The sequence below is a fragment of the Ignavibacteriales bacterium genome, assembly GCA_020635255.1.
Taxonomy (GTDB): domain Bacteria; phylum Bacteroidota; class Ignavibacteria; order Tepidaquicellales; family Tepidaquicellaceae; genus JAEYVS01.
On record JACKAC010000002.1, the window covers coordinates 360973 to 385610 of the forward strand.

19 protein-coding genes and 1 other RNA gene are annotated in these 24638 nt (G+C 42.2%); 11 read left to right on the forward strand and 9 right to left on the reverse strand.

Features of this window, described 5'->3' with window-relative positions; genetic code table 11:
- Positions 1-2: 2 nt before the first annotated feature.
- From H6614_09500 to H6614_09530, 7 genes are all read left to right on the forward strand, one after another.
- Positions 3-848: a hypothetical protein gene (locus H6614_09500; protein MCB9243898.1), complete on the forward strand. Its 846-nt coding sequence runs from the start codon at positions 3-5 to the stop codon at positions 846-848.
- 9 nt (positions 849-857) lie between these two features.
- The gene (locus H6614_09505) at positions 858-2876 is read left to right on the forward strand and encodes a T9SS type A sorting domain-containing protein (protein ID MCB9243899.1); all 2019 of its coding nucleotides are present in this window, start codon (positions 858-860) and stop codon (positions 2874-2876) included.
- Between the two features lie 459 nt (positions 2877-3335).
- Positions 3336-3596, forward strand: coding sequence for a DUF4160 domain-containing protein (locus tag H6614_09510; GenBank protein ID MCB9243900.1), 261 nt, complete (start codon positions 3336-3338; stop codon positions 3594-3596).
- A 9-nt stretch (positions 3597-3605) separates the two neighbouring features.
- Positions 3606-4445, forward strand: a complete 840-nt coding sequence (locus H6614_09515; GenBank protein MCB9243901.1) for a hypothetical protein — start codon at positions 3606-3608, stop codon at positions 4443-4445.
- 6 nt (positions 4446-4451) lie between these two features.
- Positions 4452-6464 (forward strand): carboxypeptidase regulatory-like domain-containing protein, encoded by a 2013-nt coding sequence (locus H6614_09520; protein ID MCB9243902.1) that lies wholly within the window; start codon positions 4452-4454, stop codon positions 6462-6464.
- 167 nt (positions 6465-6631) lie between these two features.
- Entirely contained in the window at positions 6632-8479 is a 1848-nt protein-coding gene (locus H6614_09525; protein ID MCB9243903.1) for a T9SS type A sorting domain-containing protein, read from the forward strand.
- Between the two features lie 90 nt (positions 8480-8569).
- Positions 8570-10540 carry a tetratricopeptide repeat-containing sensor histidine kinase gene (locus H6614_09530; GenBank protein MCB9243904.1) on the forward strand — a complete coding sequence of 657 codons (1971 nt, stop codon included), beginning with the start codon at positions 8570-8572 and terminating at the stop codon, positions 10538-10540.
- Here the strand turns inward: H6614_09530 and H6614_09535 are convergent, their stop codons facing one another.
- The 9 genes from H6614_09535 to H6614_09575 all read right to left on the reverse strand — a co-directional run bounded on the left by H6614_09535 (position 10541) and on the right by H6614_09575 (position 18891).
- Positions 10541-11626: an ATP-binding protein gene (locus tag H6614_09535; protein MCB9243905.1), complete on the reverse strand. Its 1086-nt coding sequence runs from the start codon at positions 11624-11626 to the stop codon at positions 10541-10543.
- Positions 11627-11658: 32 nt separating this feature from the next.
- Positions 11659-12357, reverse strand: coding sequence for a response regulator (locus H6614_09540; protein MCB9243906.1), 699 nt, complete (start codon positions 12355-12357; stop codon positions 11659-11661).
- Between the two features lie 150 nt (positions 12358-12507).
- An RNA gene (gene ffs, locus H6614_09545) (signal recognition particle sRNA small type) lies at positions 12508-12606 on the reverse strand.
- A 19-nt stretch (positions 12607-12625) separates the two neighbouring features.
- Positions 12626-14011, reverse strand: coding sequence for an LptF/LptG family permease (locus H6614_09550; GenBank protein ID MCB9243907.1), 1386 nt, complete (start codon positions 14009-14011; stop codon positions 12626-12628).
- 98 nt (positions 14012-14109) lie between these two features.
- Entirely contained in the window at positions 14110-15300 is a 1191-nt protein-coding gene (kbl, locus tag H6614_09555) for a glycine C-acetyltransferase (GenBank protein ID MCB9243908.1), read from the reverse strand.
- Between the two features lie 119 nt (positions 15301-15419).
- Positions 15420-15998, reverse strand: coding sequence for a hypothetical protein (locus H6614_09560; protein MCB9243909.1), 579 nt, complete (start codon positions 15996-15998; stop codon positions 15420-15422).
- Between the two features lie 34 nt (positions 15999-16032).
- On the reverse strand, positions 16033-17061 hold the full coding sequence (locus H6614_09565) for a T9SS type A sorting domain-containing protein (GenBank protein ID MCB9243910.1): 1029 nt from the start codon (positions 17059-17061) through the stop codon (positions 16033-16035).
- Positions 17062-17227: 166 nt separating this feature from the next.
- Positions 17228-17374 (reverse strand): hypothetical protein, encoded by a 147-nt coding sequence (locus H6614_09570; GenBank protein MCB9243911.1) that lies wholly within the window; start codon positions 17372-17374, stop codon positions 17228-17230.
- A gap of 17 nt (positions 17375-17391) precedes the next feature.
- Entirely contained in the window at positions 17392-18891 is a 1500-nt protein-coding gene (locus tag H6614_09575) for a catalase (protein ID MCB9243912.1), read from the reverse strand.
- Between the two features lie 99 nt (positions 18892-18990).
- Here H6614_09575 and H6614_09580 point away from each other — a divergent pair, with 99 nt between their 5' ends.
- The 4 genes from H6614_09580 to ispG all read left to right on the forward strand — a co-directional run bounded on the left by H6614_09580 (position 18991) and on the right by ispG (position 24599).
- Complete coding sequence (locus H6614_09580) at positions 18991-19932, forward strand: hydrogen peroxide-inducible genes activator (protein ID MCB9243913.1); 942 nt, start codon at positions 18991-18993, stop codon at positions 19930-19932.
- Between the two features lie 66 nt (positions 19933-19998).
- On the forward strand, positions 19999-21489 hold the full coding sequence (gene carB / locus H6614_09585) for a carbamoyl-phosphate synthase large subunit (GenBank protein ID MCB9243914.1): 1491 nt from the start codon (positions 19999-20001) through the stop codon (positions 21487-21489).
- Between the two features lie 209 nt (positions 21490-21698).
- On the forward strand, positions 21699-22643 hold the full coding sequence (locus tag H6614_09590) for a rhomboid family intramembrane serine protease (GenBank protein ID MCB9243915.1): 945 nt from the start codon (positions 21699-21701) through the stop codon (positions 22641-22643).
- Between the two features lie 6 nt (positions 22644-22649).
- On the forward strand, positions 22650-24599 hold the full coding sequence (ispG, locus tag H6614_09595; protein MCB9243916.1) for a (E)-4-hydroxy-3-methylbut-2-enyl-diphosphate synthase: 1950 nt from the start codon (positions 22650-22652) through the stop codon (positions 24597-24599).
- Positions 24600-24638 lie beyond the last annotated feature (39 nt).

Genomic DNA, 24638 nt, shown 5'->3' on the forward strand with positions numbered 1-24638 from the left:
TAATGAAGGAATTAATATCGGAGCTGGAAGGACTGGGGTTCACGAACTACGAGGCAAAGGTATTTGTTTCCTTGATGAAGGGCTTTAATATGTCAGCGCCGGAAGTTGCTGAAGATTCTAAAGTCCCTAAAAGTTCAGCATACGATATTTTAAAGATATTTGCAGAGAGAGGCTACTGTAATGAGATTCAGACGCCCTCCAAAATAAGATACGAAATAGTCGCCCCGGATATAGTAAAAGGAAAGATCAGCAATGAGCTAACTTATGAATACGATAAGAAGAAAGCCCTTCTTGATTCTTCCTTCGATAAGCTGACTCCGTTATTTAAATCTACGGCAGGCGAGGAGGTAACGGATGTTGAGCTCATTAGAGGATTTAATAAATACAGGTTTGTGAAGTTTATTGACTTATTAAAAGAAGCAAAAAAAGAGATGCTATTGATGAATAGAATTACCACCGGAAGAATTTCAAAAGAACTAGAAACCGAAGGCAAGAAATTCTACAAAAGAGGTGGTGTTGTCAAATCAATTTATGAGGAAAGTACAGACTTTAAAATAATGAAGGACGGTAAAACTGTTAGCGCAACTGAAAAAGATTTGATAGAATTATGCAATGAATTTAAATCACATGGTGAAGAGATAAGGCTATCTAAAAGAGTACCGCAAAACATGGTTATTATTGACAGGGAGGTTGTATTCATAAGTCTTAATGATGAGACCAAACAAAAAAATAAAACGACTGATTTAATAATACGGAATAAGGATTATGCTGAAAGTATGGTCTCCTTATTTCTTTCAACCTGGGAAAACTCAGAAACATTTGAAGATTTTAAGAAAAAATTTCAATAGGTACCAAGTATGAAGAAATTACTCTTTTTGTTATTAATGTGGGGAATCGGGATTACCAATATTTTTGCAGATGGAAACCCTTTAATAAAAGGCTGGTCAAACCTCGGCAGCGGTGTTAACGGAACTGAAGTTAATGCCATAGTTCAATACAATGGTGATATTATAATCGGAGGAGAGTTTACCACAGCCGGTGGCGTAAATGTAGGATATATTGCCAAATGGGACGGGATGCAATGGTCTTCACTGGCTCAGGGCGTTAATGGACCTGTAGATGCTTTGGCTGTTTTTAACGGCAATCTTTATGTTGGAGGAACATTCACAACAGCCGGGGGTAGTCCCGCTAACAACATTGCAAAATGGGACGGAGCAACATGGACCGCAATGGGCCCCGGGCTGGACGGTGACGTTAGAGCTATGATCGTTTATAGTAATGAACTTGTTGTTGGAGGAGGCTTTGGTAATGCCGGTGATAATATTGCTAAATGGAACGGCACTTCATGGTCTGGAATGGGAACCGGGATGAGCGACGATGTTCATGGTCTTACGATCTGGCAGGGGGATCTTGTGGCAGTTGGTAGATTTGTCATGGCAGGAGGTGTTTCGGCAAGCAGAGTAGCCCGTTGGAATGGAAGTTCATGGTCTGCAGTCAGCAATCAGGTGATAAATGACAGGGTTTTTGCAGTGGGTGTTCTGAATGATACATTGTATATCGGAGGAAAATTTGATGAAATTGGAACAGATCCAACCCTAAAATCGATAGCAAAACTCTCCGGCACGACCTGGCAAAGAGTCGGAAAAGGTGTTGAAGATAATAAAGAAGTTAATGCTTTAACTGTTTATAAAAATGAACTCGTTGTAGGAGGTCAATTTGAACATGTTTATCAGAATGATTCTGCTACCCTGACAGTATATAGTATCGCACGCTGGGATGGTTCCAAGTGGGACAGGTTTGAAACCGGCATGGATGAGAGGGTAAGCTCACTTTTTACATATGCTACATCGACGGATACCTCTCTATATGCGGGCGGTGAGTTTAATTTTGCCGGCGGAAGGCCAGCTAATCATATTGCTGTCTGGAATGATACTATTATGACTTATACCGTAGAAGGTACAGTGAGATATACCTCCAATAACCAGCCCGTAAACGGAGGCTATGTTAAAGCGGTAAGACTTGAGCTAGCCACTCGCGAATATCTAACTCTTGATTCTGTTCAAATAAATCCAACTGACGGAACATATAAATTAAACACCGTAAGAGGAGATACCGTTGATATTATAGCGTTTCCAGAAGATGTTGAGGGACAGGATTTTATTCCTACTTATCATAATGGTACGATGTTCTGGGAAGGATCGGCATCTATCTTACTGCACACTGACACAGCTGGAATAGATATAGACGTGATGGATGCCCAGCCATCGGATAATCCAACCGGTACAGGCACGATCAATGGCAGAGTTGAACTTAATTATCTTCCGACAGGATTTCTATCCGGACAGGGTGAAGAGTTCACCGGAGGTTCGAATGTGTACGCGGAGCTAAACGGCATATTTAAAAATTTCGACATAAGTGACAACTTTACTAACTTCACCATATCATCGCTCCCGGCTGGCACCTATAACATTATCGTTAACCGGCTCGGATATGAATCGGACACAATGGTTGTAACTTTATCTAATGGAGGAACGGTCAATAATGTGAACTTCCTGATCAATCCAATGGATAACAATGTCAGCGTGCAGAATATAAGCAACAATATACCGGACAATATTACGCTATATCAGAATTATCCTAACCCGTTCAATCCGACGACGAAGATCAGGTTCGATATAAAAATGAAATCATCCGTGACGATGTATTTATATAATTCCCTCGGGCAGGTGGTCAGAAAAATGATTAATAATGAGACTTATACCCCCGGAAGCTATGAGCTTAGCCTGGACGCTAGTGGATTGGCATCAGGAGTATATTTTTACAAACTTGTAACAGCGGAAACTTCATTGACCAAAAAGATGGTTGTATTAAAGTAACCGAAGCTAGTTAGAGGATAAAGCTAAAGGCAACACGCTAAAGCTAAGTTAAGAAAAAACATTTATTTTTTCTTTTTTTCTCCTAAACAAAAGCCCTGAGAAATCAGGGCTTTTTATTATACAAAATATAGCTTGACAATAATGATGATTCCATTTAATTTGTTGTAGCTTTAACTACGACAGCTTAGAAAATACTTTGTCGAGGAGGACAAAATGACACAGCTAACATCAAAAAACATTGCACGGACGGGGAAAACGTATTTAGCAGTGATGCTGGTTCTTACCATACTTATGTTTGTGGTAATGATAATCAGTTAACCGGCATAATATTTTTTTAAAACCCGCATATGCAGTTGCTTTATGTTGCAATTGCATATGCTCGGTAAGCAGAACTTCCACAAATAAAAGGGTAACATGGTAGTATTAAGGAATAATAGGGAACACGGTTACAGGATTCTTATGGATTTTGGAAAAATAGCCGATACTTATTATCCGCATTTTATAGTAGAGCGGGATGATATAGACCATGACCATTCACAAGTTAAATTTTCAATAGACATGCGCATAATCGAAGGGGAGGTGCCGGTTGAGATCACACAGGAGATAATTACCTGGGCGCATACTCATTACAAGGAACTCGAGGAAAGCTGGCTTTGCCTCATCGATGAAGAGATATCCTCTAAATTCAAAAGAAGAAAAAATAACCTAACGGCGGCTTAGAACTCTTTTATGAAGGACCTTATTAAACAGCTAGAGGCTATCGGTTTTACAAATTACGAGTCAAAGGTATTTATGGTCCTTATGCAGGGTCATAATATGACTGCCGCTGAGATAGCAAAAGAAGCCAAGATACCACGCACATCAGTTTACGACATCCTAAAGTCATTTGCCCAGAAAGGCATCTGCAACGAAATTGAAACTCCCAGCAAGCTCCGCTACGAAATGATCGACCCCGACATCGTAGAGGATAAGCTAAAGAATGGATTTAAAAAATCTTTTGAAAACCAGCTTAATGAGCTCGATAGTTCTTTTAAAACACTTAAGAGCTTTTATAAATCAAAAGCACAAAAGGACTCGAGTGAGAAGATCGAACTACTAAAAGGATTCAATAAACACCGACACCTGAAGTTTCTAGAATTGATGAAAAAAACTAAAAGGCAATTACTTATAGCAAATAAGATACCTGATAGAATTTCCACAGATGTTGATAAAGTTGTTGATAAATTCCTGGAAAAAGGGGGAAAGATTAAGACTCTTTATCAGCTTGGAGGGAGTGTAAAGATAAAGTTTGATGATGGTTGGAGGGAAATTAATAAGGAAAAGTTGATCGAATTATTAAAGACTTTTGAAACAGACAAAGTCGAAATTAAATTAACACATTCATTACCTCAAAGTTTTTTTGTTTTTGATGAAAACTATGTTTTTTTAAACATAGTTGATGAATCTTTAGAGCAATACAACATGAGTGATCTTATAATTGATAATGAAAAATATGCTACTGCAATGAAAGATCTGTTTGATTATTATTGGGATAGATCCATGACGATCGGAGAATATGAAAAAAGCTAAAAAAAAATGAAAAAGAAAATATTTAAAATATTACTTTTAACGATTTTACTTTTCCCCCTAAGCACAAGGACAAGTCCTGCCCAGGGTATATATGACTGGTCTTCGATTGAAAACGGCACTAACGGCGTTGTGAATGCCATTACCGTTTATAATAATAAGATTGTTATCGGAGGCAGTTTTACCCAGGCAGGAGGCGTCCCTGCTAATAACATTGCTCAATGGGACGGCGCTAACTGGCAGCCGGTTGGAACCGGATTCACCGATGAAGTCTATGCGCTGGCCGTCTTCAACGGCGATCTGATAGCAGCCGGCAAATACCTGTTTGTTAACTCTATCGATACTGCGCGCATTTTCAGTTATAACGGCTCGTCCTGGCAGCCTCTCGGAAAGGGATTTGTTAACAGGACAAATGAGTTTGTAAAGTCGCTCCTCGTTCATGATGGTAAATTATATGCTGCCGGTTCTTTTAAGCTTAACTTTACTTCCGGCGGAGCAAGCAATGTTGCCGTATTGGAATCCAATACATGGGATAATCTAGGTGACGGGCTCGATCTCGAAGTCATGTGCATGACCTCCGATGGAAGCGATATTATTGCGGGAGGCAAATTTTCTTCCTCAGATACCGCGCAGGTAAACCATGTTGCACGGTGGAATAATGGCAAGTGGCAGAGAATTGGGAATGGTCTTAACGGTAATGTCTATTCGCTCACAAAGTTTAATAGTGAGATAGTAGCAGGTGGTGAATTCCAGGGACATGTCTCCAGGTGGAATTCTACTTCATGGCAGACTCTTGGAAACGGAGTCAGTGATACGGTTAAATCTTTTGGAAGCTACCAGAGTGACCTTATTGTTGGCGGCAGTTTTAGGTATGCAGGGCTTTCGGCAGACAGTTTATATGTTAATGGTATAGCATTGTGGAACGGCTCATCATGGGCAGGATTGAGAACAGGGATGAACAGCGATGTTCGCTCGCTTCTCACGGATAATAATAAATTATATGCCGTCGGCGGCTTTATATCGGCAGGAGGAGATTCTGTAAATCATGTTGCCTATTGGGATACTATCCAGACGATAGTTATTTCCGGTAATGTACATTATGTTGGGGGTCCTAATGTTATTAGTGGCGTAGCAAAATCCCTAAGATATGATACCTATACTAGAGGAGTCATTTACTATGATTCATCCCAGGTGCAGCCTGATGGCAGTTACCAGGTAAGAGTTCCAAAGGATAGACCAACTCATATTATTATTATTGCTGAAGATGAGGATGCCCCTACATACAGTTATATACCGACATATTACCCCGCTACTATCTACTGGGAAAACGCAACTGTAATAAATCAATCGACCAATGGCACCGGGTTCGATGTCGAAGTAGAGCGGATAACGAACACCACTAATCCGGGCTCAATATCGGGGCAGGTATTCCTGGATTATACGCCGCCCGGTTACCCGACAGGCAATAATCTCGATATACACGAGGGCGCTATAGTATATGCCCGCGTGGGAGACAGCTGGAAATCATTCGGTATCTCGGATAGATTTAGCCAGTATTCACTTGGCAACCTTCCTGCAGGAACATACCAGCTTATTGTCAATAGGTTAGGATACACAACACAAGTTAAAAATAATGTTGTACTCTCGAGCGGACAACAATTGCTGGACGTTAATTTCACGCTTACAATATCCGACGGAGGATCGGTAAACATCTCCGGCAACACAACTATAATCCCCGAAGGTTATAGCTTGCTTCAAAATTATCCGAACCCCTTTAACCCCGTCTCGAAAATAAAATTTGAACTTCCCGAAAAGGGCATAGTAAATTTAAAAGTTTATAATACCGCCGGACAACTGGTTTCGGAATTGCTGAACGGGCAGGTATTAAATGCAGGCATATATTCCGCCGAGTTTGATGGCGGCAACCTCGCAAGCGGAGTGTACTTTTACAGGCTTGAGGTGACAAGCGAAAACGGCGCAAAAGAGTTTTCCGGATCAAAGAAGATGATCCTTATTAAGTGATTGTTCTTTCATTTCTTTATTTACCCTACTTATTTATTACCCTTACTCGATCCGGACTCAGACTCTGAGTCCGGATTTTTTTACTATTTCATTATTTTTTTTTGATTTTATTGTTAAATTACAATTTGGGGGTGATTAGTCTTTATTAAACTCAAATGGGCAAAACCATGAAAAAATTTTACAATCTATTTTCCATTGTTTTACTCCTGAGCGTGTTGGTATCAGTTAACACATTTGCGGGAGACAGACTTGTTCTGATTGAGAGATATACAAGTTCGACATGCGGTCCGTGTGCGTCTGCAAACCCGACTCTCGATGCGCTTTTAAATACTACAGACCCGTCTAAGCTTACAGGTATTTCATATCATATGAACTGGCCCGCGCCGGGTAACGATCCTATGTTTCTTTTTAATCCCGGTGACAATACAGGAAGAAGGAATTACTATGGCGTGAATGCTATTCCTCACTGGAGAACAGACGGTTCGATGGAAGTAAGTACTGGAAACGTTGCTAGTTCATATGCAAGTAGAACTGGCGTTATCAGTCCGATCACTATCATTACTACTTATAATATTGTTGGCGATAGTATGAAAGTCACAGCAAAGATATTTTGCGAAGACCTCCTTGCCGATCCTAATGTAACTGTTCATATGGCTCTGCTTGAAAAACCAATACAATATCCGGGTCCTCCCGGAACTAACGGTGAGTCTCATTTCCTTGATGTTATGAGAAAAATGTATCCTAATTCCAGTGGAACAAAAGTAACTTTATTCCCTGGTACAACATATGTGCTTGAAGGATCATTTTATATTGACCCCTCTTATGTTCAGGGCAATCTAAGACCGCTGATATTTGTACAGGCTAACGACAAAGAGATTCTTAATGCCGGTGTTCCGACATATGATTATACATTACTCTCAGACCTGGCATACAAAGTTGTTGACCAGGGGCAGAATGCTTCCGGCGATTTCCAGATCAGTGTTCCCGTGGTTGCTGCAGGTTATAATGAAACAGTTACCCTGAGTGCTGAAGTTCAACCTAGCAACCCTGGCGTAACCGTTTCATTCCCAAGTGGAAACACGATTGGCTCATTCCCGGGTCAGGTTACTGTAAGAGTAAATTCTACTTCGGCAGTTCCTACAGGTATATATAAAGTTATTGTCACAGGTACAAATGCAAGCAATGATGAACATAAAATAGTTGTTTCATACTTGGTTGGTAAGAGCTATGTAAGCGTTGGTACAAATAGGCCATTAGTTGCATTCTCGGTTGATAATACAAATTACAGTTCACTCAGGTTATTTGACTGGGACATATCATCAAACCATGATCTTAGTGTTACAACTCCACAGACGTTTGGAAATACAAGATATGTATTTGAAGACTGGAGCAACGGTGTAAATACACCTACACAAACAGTAACTGTAAATTCAAGCACTAATGGTTACACTGCTAACTTTAACACACAGTTTAAATTTACCGGCTTTACGAGTCCGGGTGGACTACCGGTAACCATTACACATGCAGGTGAATTTATCGATTCAGGATCTGTCGTGGATGTTTCAATTACGCCTACACAGGTCATGTACAACGGTCAGATGTATTATTTCAAGAACTGGATAGGTGGTGGTAGCGGTTCATATACCGGTACTAATTCAAGCTTCCAGATCTCATCTATGGATAATTTCATTAGTGAAGTTGCTATATTCGATACTGTAACTGCAGTTAGCCAGTTAGGAAGTGAAATTCCTGACAGCTATGAACTGTATCAAAACTATCCGAATCCGTTCAACCCCGAAACAAAGATTAAATTTGATATTCCGCAAGCAGGTAACGTAAAACTGGCGGTTTACAATATTCTTGGTGAACAGGTTGCAATATTATACAACGGGTTCCTGAATTACGGAAGGTTCGAATCAGCTTGGAACGCTTCACAATTTGCCAGCGGAGTTTATTTCTATAAGCTGGAAACTGAGAATTTTGTTTCTATCAAGAAACTGGTACTTCTGAAGTAATACTTAGTACGTAAGGCTTTAAACCGGGGGCGATATTAACATTTTATAGGGTTAATATCGCCTCTTTATTTTCATTTTCTATGTCGGAATATGGATACAAATAAGGAAAGTACTTCTGAAAATACTTCTATTGAAAAGCTTGAAAATAGCTTGATGGGTATGCTCGATGGAAAGGAAAAAGTTGACGCCCTTTTATCACTTTGTGATTCTGTAAAAGAGAAGGAGCCTAAAAAACTCAACTTTTATGCCGGGCAGGCTCTCGATATCTCACAAAAGATAAACTATAAGCTTGGCATAGCCAAAAGCCATAAGTTTATAGGACAGAGTCATTCACATAATGCGGATTTCAAAACCGCTATAGATCATCTCGATAGCGCGCTCTTGCTTAGCCGCTCCCTCGGTGATAAAAAACTCGAAGCAAATGCTCTCCTGCATCTTGGTATCGTTTACAAAAATTTCGACTATTCTAAATCTATCGAATCATATTTCGAAAGCCTTGAAATAAGCAGGTCTTTGAATGACCATAAAACCGAATCTCACCTGCTGAATAATATCGGAGTTGTGTTTAAGATTCTTGGTAACTTCAAGGTTGCCCTCGAATATTACCTGGACAGCCTCAAAATAAAAGAGTCCCTTGGAAATGAGGAAACCATTCACAACACTCTCTCCAATATCGGTAATATCTATGTTATAATGGAAAACTATGAAAAAGGACTTGAGTATGCATCCAAATCGCTTGAACTCCTGAGAAAATTCGGTAAGCGTACTAACGAACCTGTGATACTTGGCAATATCGCGCTTTGTAATAAGAAGCTTGGAAATACTGATGTTGCATTGAAATATTACAATGAGGCTTTGGATATTGCGAAAAAAATGGGCAACAGGCAAAGTGAAGCCGATAATTTCGATGGGCTCGGTGAGATGTACTTAGCAAAAGGGGATTATGATAAAGCCATAGAGTGTTTTGGCAACGGTCTGCAAATAGCCGAGGATATAAAGGATAGAGTGCTTATTTCCAATATCTGTCATAATATTGGCAAACTTATGCTTCGTACCCAAAAATATGACCAATGTATCTCTATTCTTGAAAAAGGCCTTGAACACTCAAAGCTGATAGAAGATAAAAGCTCTATTGCCAGCTTCTATCCAACCTTCTCTGCCTATTATGAGGCAGTGGGAAATTACATGAAGGCGATCGAGTATTTAAAACTATACAATGAACTCAACAAAGAGCTTCTTAAAAGCCAGACTGAAATGGTTACAAGGAGCCTTATGATACAGCATGAAGCAGAGCGCCACCAAAAAGAGGCGGAGATGAACAGGGTAAAGAATGAGGAACTAACCAGGATCGTTAAAAAACTCGATGAGATAAACGAGGATAAAAATAATTTTATTGGTATCGTTTCACATGACCTGCGTGATCCGGTTTCGAGTATCTACAGCATATCGGATCTGATACTTGCGGACTACAGCAGTCTTTCGGAAGAGGATAAGAGAGACTTTGTAACCGATATCAAAACATCCGCCGGACGCGTGATCAAGCTCCTGCAGACACTGCTCGATATAAATGCGATCGAGACAGGTAGATTAAAAATGGATTTTGAGAACAATAACCTGACAGAGATTACAAAAAAAGCCCTCGAGTTTTATACGGAAAAAGCTAAAGCAAAAAATATTGACCTGCACTTTACCGAAGAAAAGCCCGTGCTGTTTTATGGTGATAGGAGGTCTGTTGAACAGATACTCTCTAACCTTATTTCAAACTCGATAAAATATACCGAACCGGGAAAGAACGTTTACATAAGCATATCGGAAAGTGAAAACGTCGCGCGCTTTGAGATCGATGACGAGGGTCCCGGCATGACTGAAGATGATAAAAAGAGTCTTTTTGGCAGATTTGCAAAACTTAGTGCAAGACCGACTGCCGGCGAGGAATCCTTTGGGTTAGGTCTGTCTATTGTGAAAAAGCTGGTCGATATAAATAAAGGAAAAGTTTGGTGTGAGAGTGAGCTCGGAAAAGGAGCGAAATTCTTTGTCGAACTGCCGAAGGCAAGAATATAATTACTTCTTTAACGTAAAATTAAATTTGGTACCTTTACCCACTTCGCTTTCTACGTTTATTTTGCTGTCGTGAACTTCCAGTATATGTTTTACTATCGATAATCCGAGTCCTGTGCCTCCTCTGTCCCGTGACCTGTTCTTATCTACTCTGTAAAATCTCTCGAATATCCTCGGCAGATCTTTCTCCGGAATCCCAATACCGTCATCTTCTATCGTGACGTTTACATCTTTCCCTCCGTCAGTTGTGCTTATCACTATATGGCCGTTCTCCGGTGTATATTTTATGGAGTTTTCTACAAGGTTTATAAAAACCTGCTTTATGGAATCCGAATCGCCGAAAACCTGTACTCCATTCCTGAGTTCGTTCACGTAGTTTATTGCAATATGCCTGTTCTCCGCGATTCCTTTCAGCTCTCCGATTACTCCCTGTATATGCTCGGAAAGCGAAAAATATCTTTTGCTTAGTTTTACTCCCGATTCATACTTTGATATGGTCATCAGGTCACTTACCAGATCCTTAAGCCGTTCCGACTGCTTCTTTGCGCGCTGGAGAAAATCTATGTTCACCGACTTATCATGTATCGCCCCGTCTATGAGTGTTTCCAGCGAAAGCTGTATCGCAAAGATTGGTGTTCTTAGCTCATGCGCCACGTTTCCGAAAAATTCATTCCTGTTCACCTTAAATATCTTAGCTGTATCTAGCTCAGTTATCAGCCTGTTATTCACTGAAAACATAGAATTGTAAACTTCCTGTATTTCTTTTGCGGTGTACTTTCTGCCAATGATCTCCTCCAGTTTATCCGAGATCCTTTTAAGCTCTGCGATTTTTACCGAAAAATCCTCATCATGGAATTCCTCTATCCTGGGGTGTGAGATTTCGTCCGCAATAACAGCGGTGTCGCGCAATGGCTTTACTACCTCCAGCCGGATAAAAGCGATTGAAACTATGTATGAAATTAAAAGAAGCCCGCAGGTTATTACGGTTACGATTGGATCGGGATAAAGAAAATACAGGATTATTCCGGTTACTATCAGGAATGGGAAAAAGAACAGGGAATATTTGAAGGTTAAACTTAACCTCTTCACTTTGATCGGAAATTAAAAATTATACTCGCTCGTTACTCGTCCTTAAACCTGTATCCGAGCCCTTTTATGGTTTCGATGTAATCGGAATACTCACCCAGTTTTTCTCTCACCTTCGCGACGTGCACGTCTATCGTCCTGTCGATCACAAATACATTCTCGCCCCATATCTGATTCAGCAGTATCTCTCGTGAAAAAACTCTGCCTTTATGCGAAAGTAAAAATTGTAACAGCTGGAATTCCTTCTTCGGCAGAAATACTTCCTTACCGTTTATCTTTACCTTGTGAGTTATGCTGTCCACTTCCAGCCCTTTGAATTTAAGCACCTCATCCTTCTTAAACACGGCGCCGTTTTCTGAGGATGACCTCCTTATAACGGACTTAATTCTTGCGATCACTTTCCTCGGTGAAACAGGCTTTTGTATGTAATCGTCTGCGCCAAGCTCCAGCCCTATTATCTCATCGATCTCATTACCTTTAGCGGTTAAAAATATTACCGGTATAGATGAAGTTTCTTTCTCTGCTTTTAGCTTTTTACAAACGTCGAAGCCGTTTACTTCCGGCATCATTATATCCAGCAATATCACATCGGGTTTTTTCTCAGCCGCTTTTTCCAGTGCATCTCTTCCGTCGTAAGCTGTTATTACATCAAATTCGTTTTCCTTATCCAGGTTGTACTTAATAAGATCGACAATGTCTTTTTCATCGTCAACTACCAGAACATTAATTTTCATCTCTCTTTTTTTACTCATAATTTATCCAAACATTGTTACCAAATTGTTAAGAAATTGTTATCCTATCGTTCCAATAAGCATTAATATACACAAAATAGACGTGAAATAATGGAGAATTCAAAAACGGAGAGAGTTGATAAGACAGTTATTTAATGCCAAGACACCCGAATCACATATAGCAATTACTTGCCGCTGCTTTCTTCCGAACCTGACGGGGTTGGGTAACACCATATTGTTCGGGGCTTGACATAAACTTATCTCAATATAATCAGGATGATTTAAACATTAAATACAATCCGAATATCCCAAGCACAATATTTGCCAGCCACATCCCGATAAATGGGGTGATAACGCCCCTATCGGCGAGTTTTTCACCCCCGATGAGAGATGCCCAGTATATCAAAAAGAATAAAAGCGATAGCCCCGCCGCTATCCCAAAACTTCCTTTCTTTACCTTGTAACCCAGAGGCGCGCCGATCATCGCGAATATTATACACGCGAAGGGTATAGAGAACTTTTTATATATCTCTACCGAATATGAATCAGCCTGTTGTTGTAATGACATCTGCGCTTTCTTTACCGATTCGTATGCCTGCATTCTGTTAAGGAGCCTGTCATGTATGGTCTTGAGGCTGTCGTAAGCGCTGAGTCTGTTTGTTGTTAACCCCGGAGCTTTACCAATGCTTTGTTGATCGCTTTCTAATTTTGCTGCTACCGAGTCCGGCACGGGAGGCGGTCTCTCAAAAGTTGTATCTTTAAAATCCAGCGTTACGAAATTCCTTACGTCCTGATCGAGCGTTGTAAAGTAATTATCCATTGCGAGCTGTTTGCTGTCTATGAAGTTCTTCACAATGCTCGACATGGAATCGGCTGACAACTCCCTGTCGCCCCTCGTCAGCAAATTCTCATCCGTTGATTGAAATCCGAAATTCTCTGCGCTGAGAACTATCCTGTGCTTGTCAAATTCTATCTTCCTGTATTTTTGTGAAGGGTTGTCCGCGTTCAGCTGGTGTATTTCTCCCTTCTCGAGGTTCATTATAATGTTCTTAAAATCGCTCGAAAATCCTATGTCCCCCTTCTCCGCAATAAAGAGGTTCTTTATCGGCGGTGTGGAGTAGTCGTAAATGTAAATTCCCTCCAGCTTATTGCTGTTAGGAAATGTCTTCTGCACAAGTATCTTCGCTCCCCCAATGTCTTCACTGAACTTTCCTCCCTCCAATATGAGCGTCGGCTTCGTCCGCGATATATCCCCGAATAGTACTCTCGCTTGGTGGTTTGCCTCCGGTAGTATATCATTATTAAACCATATCATCACGTAACATAATACCCCGGACACCAGTAATACGGGGAGCATCAGTTTTGGAAGGCTCACACCGCTTGCCTTCATTATCGTTATTTCGTTATTGGATGAAAGAGCGCCAAACGCCATCAACGTGGCGACCAGCACAGCCATTGGAACGGCTAACGTGAGTATCCATGCAAGATTCAGTGAAATGAGCTTTGTTATTACCCAGATGCTTAAACCTTTGCCTACAAGCCTGTCTATGGATTTTATGAGAAATTGGAATAGAAAAAGAAACATCAGCACCGACAGCGCCAGTATAAACGGTCCTACATGAGCTTTAAGTATGTATCTATAGATGATCAGGGTTATATAGTTTTGTTTCGTGCCTCACAATATATTAACAATTCTTTAAATTTAATAATTCTGAGTTCCCCTCTCCTTACTAAGGAGAGGGGCTAGGGGTGAGGTTAAATTACGCCTAGTTCACGTCCTACTTTTGCAAATGCTTCTATCGCCTTGTCTATCTGCTCCTTTGTATGTCCTGCCGATAATTGCACCCTTATTCTTGCCTGGTCTTTTGGTACTACCGGGTAAAAGAATCCTATCACATATATACCCTCATCCAATAATCTTGCTGCCATTTCCTGCGACAGCTTCGCGTCATAAAGCATTATGGGAACTATCGGGTGAACTCCCGGCTTTATGTCAAATCCCGCCTCTGTGATCTTTTCCCTAAAATACGTCGTGTTCTCTTCCAGCTTATCCCTCAGCTCGGTCGTCTCACTAAGCATATCGAACACCGCTATCGAGGCGCCTACTATCACCGGGGAAAGTGAGTTGGAAAACAAATACGGTCTGCTTCTCTGTCTCAGCATTTCTATTATTTCTTTTTTACCTGTCGTAAATCCTCCCATCGCACCGCCTAATGCCTTTCCGAGTGTTCCCGTAACAATATCTACTCTGCCCATTACACCGCAATGCTCTATTGCGCCGCGTCCGGTCTTCCCGAGAAATCCCGTGCAGTGAGACTCATCCGACAGTACAAGCGCCCCATACTTATCCGCGAGGTCGCATATTCCTTCCAGGTTAGCTATATGCCCGTCCATTGAAAAAGCGCCGTCCGTACATATAAGAATATTCTTTGCTCCTTTTTCCTGTGCTTCCTTCAGACATCGTTCGAGGTCTTCCATGTTATTATTCTTATATCTGAATCTCATCGACTTACAAAGCCTTACCCCATCTATAATGCTCGCGTGATTCAGCTCATCCGATATTATCGCGTCCTGGTCACTAAGTAATGGCTCGAACACCCCGCCATTTGCGTCGAAACATGCCGCGTACAGTATCGTGTCCTCCATTCCCAAAAACTCTGCTATCTTTGCTTCAAGCTCTTTATGTATCGTTTGCGTACCGCATATAAATCTTACTGAGGACATACCATATCCCCACTGATCGAGTGTCTTATGCGCCGCTTCTATTACCTTTGGATGCGATGAAAGTCCGAGGTAATTGTTTGCGCAAAAGTTCAACACGGACTTTCCGTTTACGGTTATCTCTGCTCCCTGCGGCGTCTCTATTATTCTTTCTTTTTTAAATAATCCTGCTTCTTCGATGGATTTTAGCTCATTCTCTAGCTGTGGTTGGAATTGTTTATACATTACAATTGATTTATTTCATGGAATTACTGGAAAATAGGGATTTTCCCGGTCGATTTTAAGGAATAAAAAAGGGCAGCAATTCGCCGCCCCATAAGTATACTAATTCTAAAAACCTTGGGTTATTTCTTTTCTATTTTAAAATTCTTTGTATTAAAATAACAATTGTCGCCGGATGATCTCATATAATATTTAAAAAATACACTTATTGATGGTGATGCTGTTGTATATTCTATGTGTTTATAGGAATTTTGACTCCCGGTTACATTCAGATCAAAAAAGTATACTGGTGTTATAAGATTTTCTTCGTAATAAGCATAGATTCTGTAATTTGTAGTATTATGTGCAATGTAATCAAATGATATCCTCACTGAATCGGAGTTTGTTAAATCCATGTTTCCAAGGTCCAGATAATCAATGATCATCGTAGCGCATGTTATGCTGTCCTGTATACCGCTTTTATAATAAACCTGGCGGTATCCATCTGTACTTTGTGTTGTATTTGTCAAGGGATCATTTGAACAGGAATACAAAAGAAGTCCTGCTGTAAGTAAAAGTACAAAATTTGTTATATTTCTCATGGCTTTTACTTTTTTGAGTTTGTTGTGTTTTATCTGGTAGTGCATTAATATTTTAATGTTTAATACCGATAATGGCAAGGAATAAAAAAGGGCAGCAATCGCCGCCCTGGAGTGTGTCATTCCCGCGAAAAGCGGGAATCCATAACTTTATGAACTATTTTATCAGCATCATCTTTCTGACTTCTGTAAATCCTTCCGTCTCGAGCCTGTAATAATAAACACCGCTTGATTGTCCTGCTCCGTTCCATGCAAGATTATACTGTCCGGCACCAAGCTCCTCGTTTACCAGCACTGCCACTTCTTTACCCAGTGTGTTGTAAACCGATAGCTTTACCTTTGACGATTTAGGTATGTCAAACATTATGCTCGTCGATGGATTGAATGGATTTGGATAGTTCTGATGCAGAGTGAATTTATCCGGAGTTGTGTTATTGCTTATCGGATCGATCGATGTAGGATTGTCTCCCGCTTTAGTAACGTTTAATACTTCTCTGTTTGTAGCGCCGTCATTCTGTACGAATGCTATCGTATAAACGTTCGCGTCGACCCAAGCTGACTCCCTCAGGTATTTTATAGTGAAGTTATAATTGCCCACTGTCGTCGGAATTGTTGTTCCGCCTACGTCCGGGTATGCCTTCCTGAATACATACTTGAATAAGCTTACTCCGTTGTTTCCGGGAGGTGTTCCGTAATCTATTACACCCTCGACAGCGTAAGCCCTTAGCTTGTAGTCGCCTGCCGCCAGGTTTTCCAAAACGCTTACCGTTATGTCAGCCTGTATTGTATCGCCGGCGATTCGGGTATCCGTTACGAATATCTGTACCTTCGGTGCAACCGCGATCCTGTCATAATATGCATTGTCGAGGTTAGCCATCGAGAACGGCCATACGTCGTGGTGTGTCTTTCCATCTACGTCCAGCCATGGTGTCGCATTCATTCCGTAGTATGTTGAATAGCGTGCTGAATTTTGTGTTGGATTTGCGCTGTACATCGGGTCGAATCCCGGAAAACTTGCGTGATACTTCAACGCAACTATACTGTCTCCCTTTGATGTGATGTAGCTCTGAAGTGCCGGGTCATTCGCTGCGCACGGTCCGCATGATGCGTTTGTCAGCGCTTCAAAAAATACTCTCCTTACAGGAATTCCGTCCTGTGAATATACATTTATTCCCCCCCATGTCAATATTAATACTAGTAGATGAGTTTTTTCATGGTTTTAATTTAATTTGCCCTCAGTTTCAATTTAATAAAAATTCCTCTTTATGTCTATTTATTATACCATAAATAAAAACCGGAATTCTTACAAACATTCCGGTTTTCTTGCGTTTGGGGAAACAAATAAATATAAATTAACCTATTAGCGGCTTGTTAAGTTTTTCCTCTATCTTCTTTAACCGTTCATCCATTGCTACCAGCTTCTCATACATCGACTTGCAAAGTTCTGCGTCGTCGGGTGTCTGTTTTTCCTGTTTTTCTTTTACTTCTTCTTGTTCCATGATCTATACTTTTTCGTTTATGAATGAGCCGGTTCCATGTTCATGTTTGCCATGTTCACACCTAGTCCTTCTGCAATTCCTTTCCCCATTTCTTCGTTAGCTCTGAAGAAATGACATAGCTGTCTCATTATGATTTCGTCTTTCTTCGGTCCCTTTATTCCGCTCATATGTCCGACAATGTTTGAGATAAGGTGAGCTCTTTGCTCGTCATCCATCGCTTTGGTAAATAACAGCCCGGCTTGCGTATAATGATCGTCTTCACCCGGTGAATTCCTGTCGTACCAGTCTGCGTAATCGCCGTCCAGCTTCATTCCCGGCTCTTTGTAGCTTTCATCCACGTAGATGTCATCGAAACTGTTTGGGAAGTAGTTCGGGTTGTCATTGCCGTTACCGTCCACTCTCATATGTCCGTCCCTCTGATAATTTGCCACCATGTATGGACATTTGTTAACCGGGATCTGTTCATAGTTCACTCCTAATCTGTACCTGTGAGCGTCCGGGTAAGACAATAGCCTTCCCTGTAACATCTTGTCCGGGGAATAGCTGATACCGTCTACCACGTGTGCCGGTGCAAATGCTGCCTGCTCTACCTCTGCAAAGTAATTCTTCGGTAACGCGTTCAGCTCCATCACCCCAACTTCTATCAGCGGGTATTCATCGTGATACCATACCTTGGTTAGATCGAACGGGTTGAATTCGAAATTCTTTGCCTGCTCTTCGGTCATTACCTGTATATACATCTTCCACTTTGGAAAATCACCATTCTCGATTGCTTCTACCAGGTCTTCCTGTGCATGGTCGGGATTTTTACCTGCCATCTCAGATGCCTCGCTGTCGGTGAAGTTCTTTATTCCCTGCTCTGTCTTGAAGTGGAATTTCACCCACACCCTCTCATCCTTGTCATTTATCATCGACAGGGTGTGACTGCTAAATCCATCCATGTGCCTGTAGCTAAAAGGAGTACCTCTGTCGCTCATAAGTATCAATACCTGGTGCAGGCTCTCCGGGTTTAATGACCAGAAATCCCACATCATCGTCGGGCTCTTTAAATTCGTCTTTGGATCGCGCTTCTGGGTGTGAATGAAATCTCCGAACTTCTTTGGATCTTTTATGAAGAAAATCGGTGTGTTGTTGCCTACCAGGTCCCAGTTTCCGTCCTCTGTATAAAACTTTATCGCGAAACCGCGTGGGTCTCTTGCCGAATCCGCGCTTCCTTTTTCACCACCAACAGTCGAGAAGCGTATCGCGAGCTTCGTTTCCTTCCCGATCTTGTTAAAGATCTTCGCCCTGGTATATTTTGAAATGTCGTTTGTTACAGTAAAAGTGCCGTATGCCCCCGTTCCCTTCGCGTGAACCACTCTCTCAGGGATTCTCTCCCTGTTAAAATGTGCCATCTTCTCATGAAGTATGAAATCCTGCAGTAATATCGGTCCCCTTGGACCCGCCGTCATCGAGTTCTCGTTTTCTGTATATGGCTTTCCCGATGCCGTCGTTAGTTTTCTTTTTTTCTCTGACATAGTCTTAATTTGATTTGTTTCCTTTATACTAAAATACAGGCATTCATATTATAATTCAAATTGATTATATTTATAAAACGATAGATATTATCTATAATTATGACCATTCAGCAACTATCTTACATTATCGCGGTAGATACATACAAAAACTTTAAGCTTGCCGCCGAAAAATGCTTCGTTACACAGCCTACACTCAGCATGCAGATACTCAGCCTGGAAAAGGAGTTCGGCGTTAAAATATTCGACCGCACTAAAAAGCCCGTGATCGTTACTGATATCGGCAGGCAGATCGTCGACCAGGCGCGCATTATCCTCGCGGAGACGGGCAGATTGGAAGAGATCATCAGCGAAGGAAAGAACATCCTGGAAGGAGAGATTAAGCTCGGCATCATACCTACTCTAGCTCCGTATCTGCTCCCGCTTTTCTTGCAGAAGTTCGTAAAGAAATATCCCGCGGTAAAGATCGTCGTTAACGAGTTTACCACCGACGTCATAATAGAAAAGCTCAAAAAAAATCTCATCGACGCTGCGGTGCTCGCTACCCCGCTCAATGATTCATCACTGCAGGAGTACCCGCTCTTTTATGAACAGTTCGTCGTGTACACCTCTAAATCTGAGACCGCTTACAAAAAACAATACCTCCTTGCCGAAGACCTGAACCTCGATCACCTGTGGCTCCTCGAAGAGGGACACTGTCTTCGCTCTCAAATACTTAACCTATGCGAGCTCCGTAAACAATCCGGCGGAATTAAGAACATAGAGTACCAGGCGGGAAGTATCGAGACGCTTATGAAAATGGTTGAGCTCAACGAAGGAATAACCATACTTCCCGAACTCGCGCTCAATGACCTTACCAAAAAACAGCTCCAGCGTGTCCGTCATTTCCGAGCGCCGGCGCCCGTCCGTGAGATCAGTATGGTCACTCACCGCAGCTTCGCCAAAACACGTCTGCTAAAAGCCCTGTCCGGCGAGATAGTCTCCGCTATCCCCGAGCATATGAGGAAAAGAAAAAAACAGAACATAATCAGCCTCACTTACTAATTTTCCCTTCTTTTTCCATAGAACATCACGATTATTTCCATTAAATTGTCTAAATCCGTTAGATTTATGCCCAAAAGAACCGATATTAAATCCATTCTCATTATAGGAAGCGGACCCATTGTTATAGGTCAGGCTTGCGAATTCGATTATTCCGGTACTCAGGCAGTAAAAGCCCTTAAAGAAGAAGGCTACCGCGTAGTGCTCATCAATTCAAATCCCGCGACCATAATGACCGATCCTGAACTTGCCGACGCGACATACATCGAACCCATTACACCTTACTTCATAGAAAAGATAATCCAGAAAGAAAAACCCGATGCCATACTGCCCACAATGGGCGGACAGACTGCGCTCAATGCCGCGATGGACCTGCACGAAAAAGGCATTCTGGATAAATACGGTGTCGAACTCATCGGCGCGAAGATACCCGCCATCCGAAAAGCCGAATCACGCGAAGAGTTTAATAACGCCATGATAAAGATCGGGCTCGAGGTCGCCAAAGGAAAGTTCGTTCATTCATTCGAGGAGGCGGAAAAGTTTGTCGAAGAGATCGGTTTCCCCGTTATCATTCGCCCGTCGTTCACTCTGGGCGGTACAGGCGGCGGTACAGCTTACAATATAGAAGAGTTTGAGAATTTCGTAAACCGCGGGCTTAATGCATCACCTGTAACACAGGTTCTTATCGAGGAATCACTCATCGGTTGGAAAGAGTTCGAGCTAGAGGTAATGCGCGATAAGAATGATGACTTCGTTGTTATCTGCGCTATCGAAAACTTCGACCCTATGGGCGTGCATACGGGAGATTCCATTACCGTCGCTCCTGCGCAGACGCTCAGCGATAAGCAATATCAAAAGCTCCGCGACGCCGCTAAAAAAATTATTTCCGAGATCGGCGTGGAGACGGGCGGCTCAAATATACAATTTGCAGTTCACCCGGAGACGGGACGCATCATTATCATCGAGATGAATCCCCGTGTTTCTCGAAGCTCCGCTCTCGCGTCTAAGGCAACCGGGTTTCCTATTGCGCGCATCGCCGCTAAACTTGCAGTCGGCTACACGCTCGATGAAATTCCCAATGACATCACAAAGACCACGCCGTCCTGCTTCGAACCCGTGATAGATTACGTCGTCGTAAAAATTCCCCGGTGGGATTTCGATAAGTTCCAATCGACAAGCCCCGATAGCGACGTGCTTGGCGTGCAGATGAAATCTGTAGGCGAGGCTATGTCTTTCGGACGTAACTTTAAAGAAGCATTCCAAAAAGCTATCCGCTCGCTCGAAACGGGAAGGGGAGGCCTCGGCGCTGATGGAAAAGATGTTTACCCTTCCGAATACCTGCTCGAAGTAAAAGGAGACGAAAAAAAGGATCTCATCGAAAAAGTTCTCGGTAAATTAAAGATTCCCCGCAACGATAATATCTTCTATCTGCGGTATGCCTTCCTCCTCGGAGTAGATATAGAGCAGATCTACGAAGCCACAAAGATCGACCGCTGGTTCCTTTATCAGATTCGTGAGATCACCGACCTGGAAAAAGAACTCTATAGCTATTCGCTTTAGCCCATTCCGATTCACCGGAACATTAGCATATAAATACCGTATTTAGAGATAATTAGTGGATTTTAAACCGATTTCTGTATATATTCTATTATATATAATTTATATATTTAAAGTCCGAATATTCTCACCTTTATGGATGGAACAGGTTTTAGGGGAGATTTGTTTGGATTTATAGATTATGTTAATATGACAATTTAACTTACGCGAAAATGTATAAACGCAGAGGCTTCGGCGGCAGACTCCTACCGCAGGTGATCAAGTACCTTCTTGTTACTAACATTACCATTTTTATTCTCGATAATTTCTTCTTTACAAACCTCTCCGTTGGGAATGTAAATCTCGGTGAAGCGTTCATGAAGAATTTTGCTCTATGGCCGATAAGCTCCGGCTTATTCAGACCATGGCAGTTAGTAACGTATATGTTCATGCATGCCGGTTTTATGCACATCTTTATCAATATGTTCGTGCTGTGGATGTTCGGATTTGAACTTGAGACTGTATGGGGTTCTAAAAAGTTTTTCTGGTACTATATGATGTGTGGAGTGGGAGCAGGTCTTGCTAATCTTTTGATCGCCCCGCTTTTTACGACTGTTGCCCCGACTGTCGGTGCTTCCGGTGCGATATACGGTGTGCTCGCCGCGTTCGCATTCCTCTTTCCCAATAGACCGATCTATCTTTATTTCTTTATCCCGATAAAGGCAAAGTATCTTATAATTTTGTATATGGTGATGGATCTTGTATCGGTGATAGGACAGGCGGATACGGGTATTGCTCACATTGCTCACCTTGGCGGCGCGGTAGTTGGTATTATTTATCTTTTAATTACAAGAAAGACGTCCAGGGGAAATTTCTTTACTGATGTTAATAGAGGGTCCGGAAGGTTTTCTTCGCAGTTTTCCTCGTCCGGCAAAAAAAAGGAGAGTACGTTCGGAAATTGGCAGAATGGGGGTACGACTTCCAGGAAAGTGCATATTAAAGAAGATGATTATGGTGAAGTAGAAGAGCACGATTATAAAAAAGAGATCGACGACAATGAAAAAACTGCGCAGGAGAAAATTGATGCTATACTCGATAAGCTAAGCGAAGGTGGATACCAGAGCCTTACCGAGGAGGAGAAGAAGGTTTTATTTCAGGAAAGTAAAAAGCTCAGATAGGTTTTAATGGAACTGGAAACAATATCGAATTCCAAAAAATACTGCAACGACCTTACATCTTATTCCCGCTTTAAAACACGTGAAGTACGTATAGGAAACGTGCCTCTCGGCGGAAATAACCCGATACGTCTGCAGTCGATGACCACCACCGATACGATGGATACTATTGCCACCGTCGAGCAGTCCATACGAATGATCGAGGCGGGAAGTGAGTATGTCCGCATTACCGCTCCCAGCAAAAACGAAGCCGAAAACCTTCTCAATATTAAAAACGAACTCCGCAAACGCGGTTACGATACACCGCTCATCGCTGATATACATTTTACGCCTAACGCCGCGGAGATAGCCGCGCGCATCGTGGAAAAGGTCCGAGTCAATCCAGGCAATTACGCCGATAAGAAGAAGTTTCAGGTATATAATTATACTGACGATCATTACAAACAGGAGCTCGACCGCATCCGGGAAAAGTTCACACCGCTCGTAAAGATATGTAAAGAGTACGGCACAGCCATGCGTATCGGGACAAACCACGGTTCGCTCTCCGACAGGATAATGAGCCGTTACGGTGATACCCCGCTTGGCATGGTGGAGTCCGCGATGGAGTTTGTTCGTATTTGTGAGGATAATGATTATCATGAGATAGTTCTCTCGATGAAAGCTAGTAACCCGATTGTTATGGTGCAGGCATACCGCCTTCTGCTCAATAAAATGCTCGATGAAGGTATGAATTATCCCGTCCACATTGGCGTTACCGAGGCAGGTGACGGCGAGGACGGAAGGGTTAAATCCGCGCTCGGTATAGGTACTTTGCTGGAAGACGGCATTGGGGATACGGTTCGCGTTTCGCTTACCGAGGAGCCGGAGTTTGAGATTCCCGTCTGCCGTGAACTCGTCGACAGGTATGAAAAACGCGCCGGCCATAAGTACATCCCGCCGGTCGTTAATTACGATCTCGACCCGTTTAATTATACAAGAAGGAAGTCCAATGCAATTGATAATATCGGCGGTACGCACGTACCGGTTGTGGTACTTACCCCGCCGGATAAAGATTTGAAAAGCCCGGAAAATTTTTCCGCTATTGGATACGATTACGATCCGGCTCTCGACAAATGGAACATCGGGGATATGGCGCCCGATTATATTTACCTGGGAGATCGTGATATAAAGTTTGAACTGCCCGGCTCCTTAAAAAGGATATACAACTTTGATAAATGGAATTCACTCGAAAACAAAACTGATTCGTTCCCGCTCTTTACATCGGGGCAATTCCTCGATATCGGAGCCCGTTCCGAAAAAATAAATTTCGTCTCCATAAATGCGGATGATGTTTACAACACCACACTGATCGAAGCATTGAGATCCACCGGTAATGTTGTTCTTATTTTGAGCTCCGACAATGAGCATGCAATGCCCGAAATGAGAAGAGCATTTATCGAACTTAATGAAAAAGTTATAGATGCCCCGGTAATTATAAAACGTTCTTATGAAACAGGCGATGATGAGTTTGTGCTTTACGCATCCACCGACGCGGGAGGTTTGTTTGTCGACGGGCTCGGTGATGGTATCTGGCTTGAGTCATCCGCCGCTTCTCCGGGAATAGTAAACAGGATAGCATTCGGTATCTTGCAGGCGTCGCGCACCCGCATCTCAAAGACAGAATATATCTCATGTCCCTCATGCGGGAGAACTTTATTCGATCTGCAGGAGACAACCGCTATGATCCGCGGCAGGACCAGCCATCTAAAGGGAGTGAAGATAGCTATCATGGGATGTATTGTGAACGGACCAGGTGAAATGGCAGATGCTGATTATGGGTATGTCGGCAGCGGTCCGGGAAAAATAACATTGTACAAGGGGAAAGAGGTCGTAAAAAGAGGCGTTAATTCCGAAAACGCACTCGACGAACTCATTGGTCTTATAAAAGATAACGGCGATTGGATAGATCCGGCCGCCTAAAGAGATTTTTATTAATTAAAGTAAATATATAAAATTCAG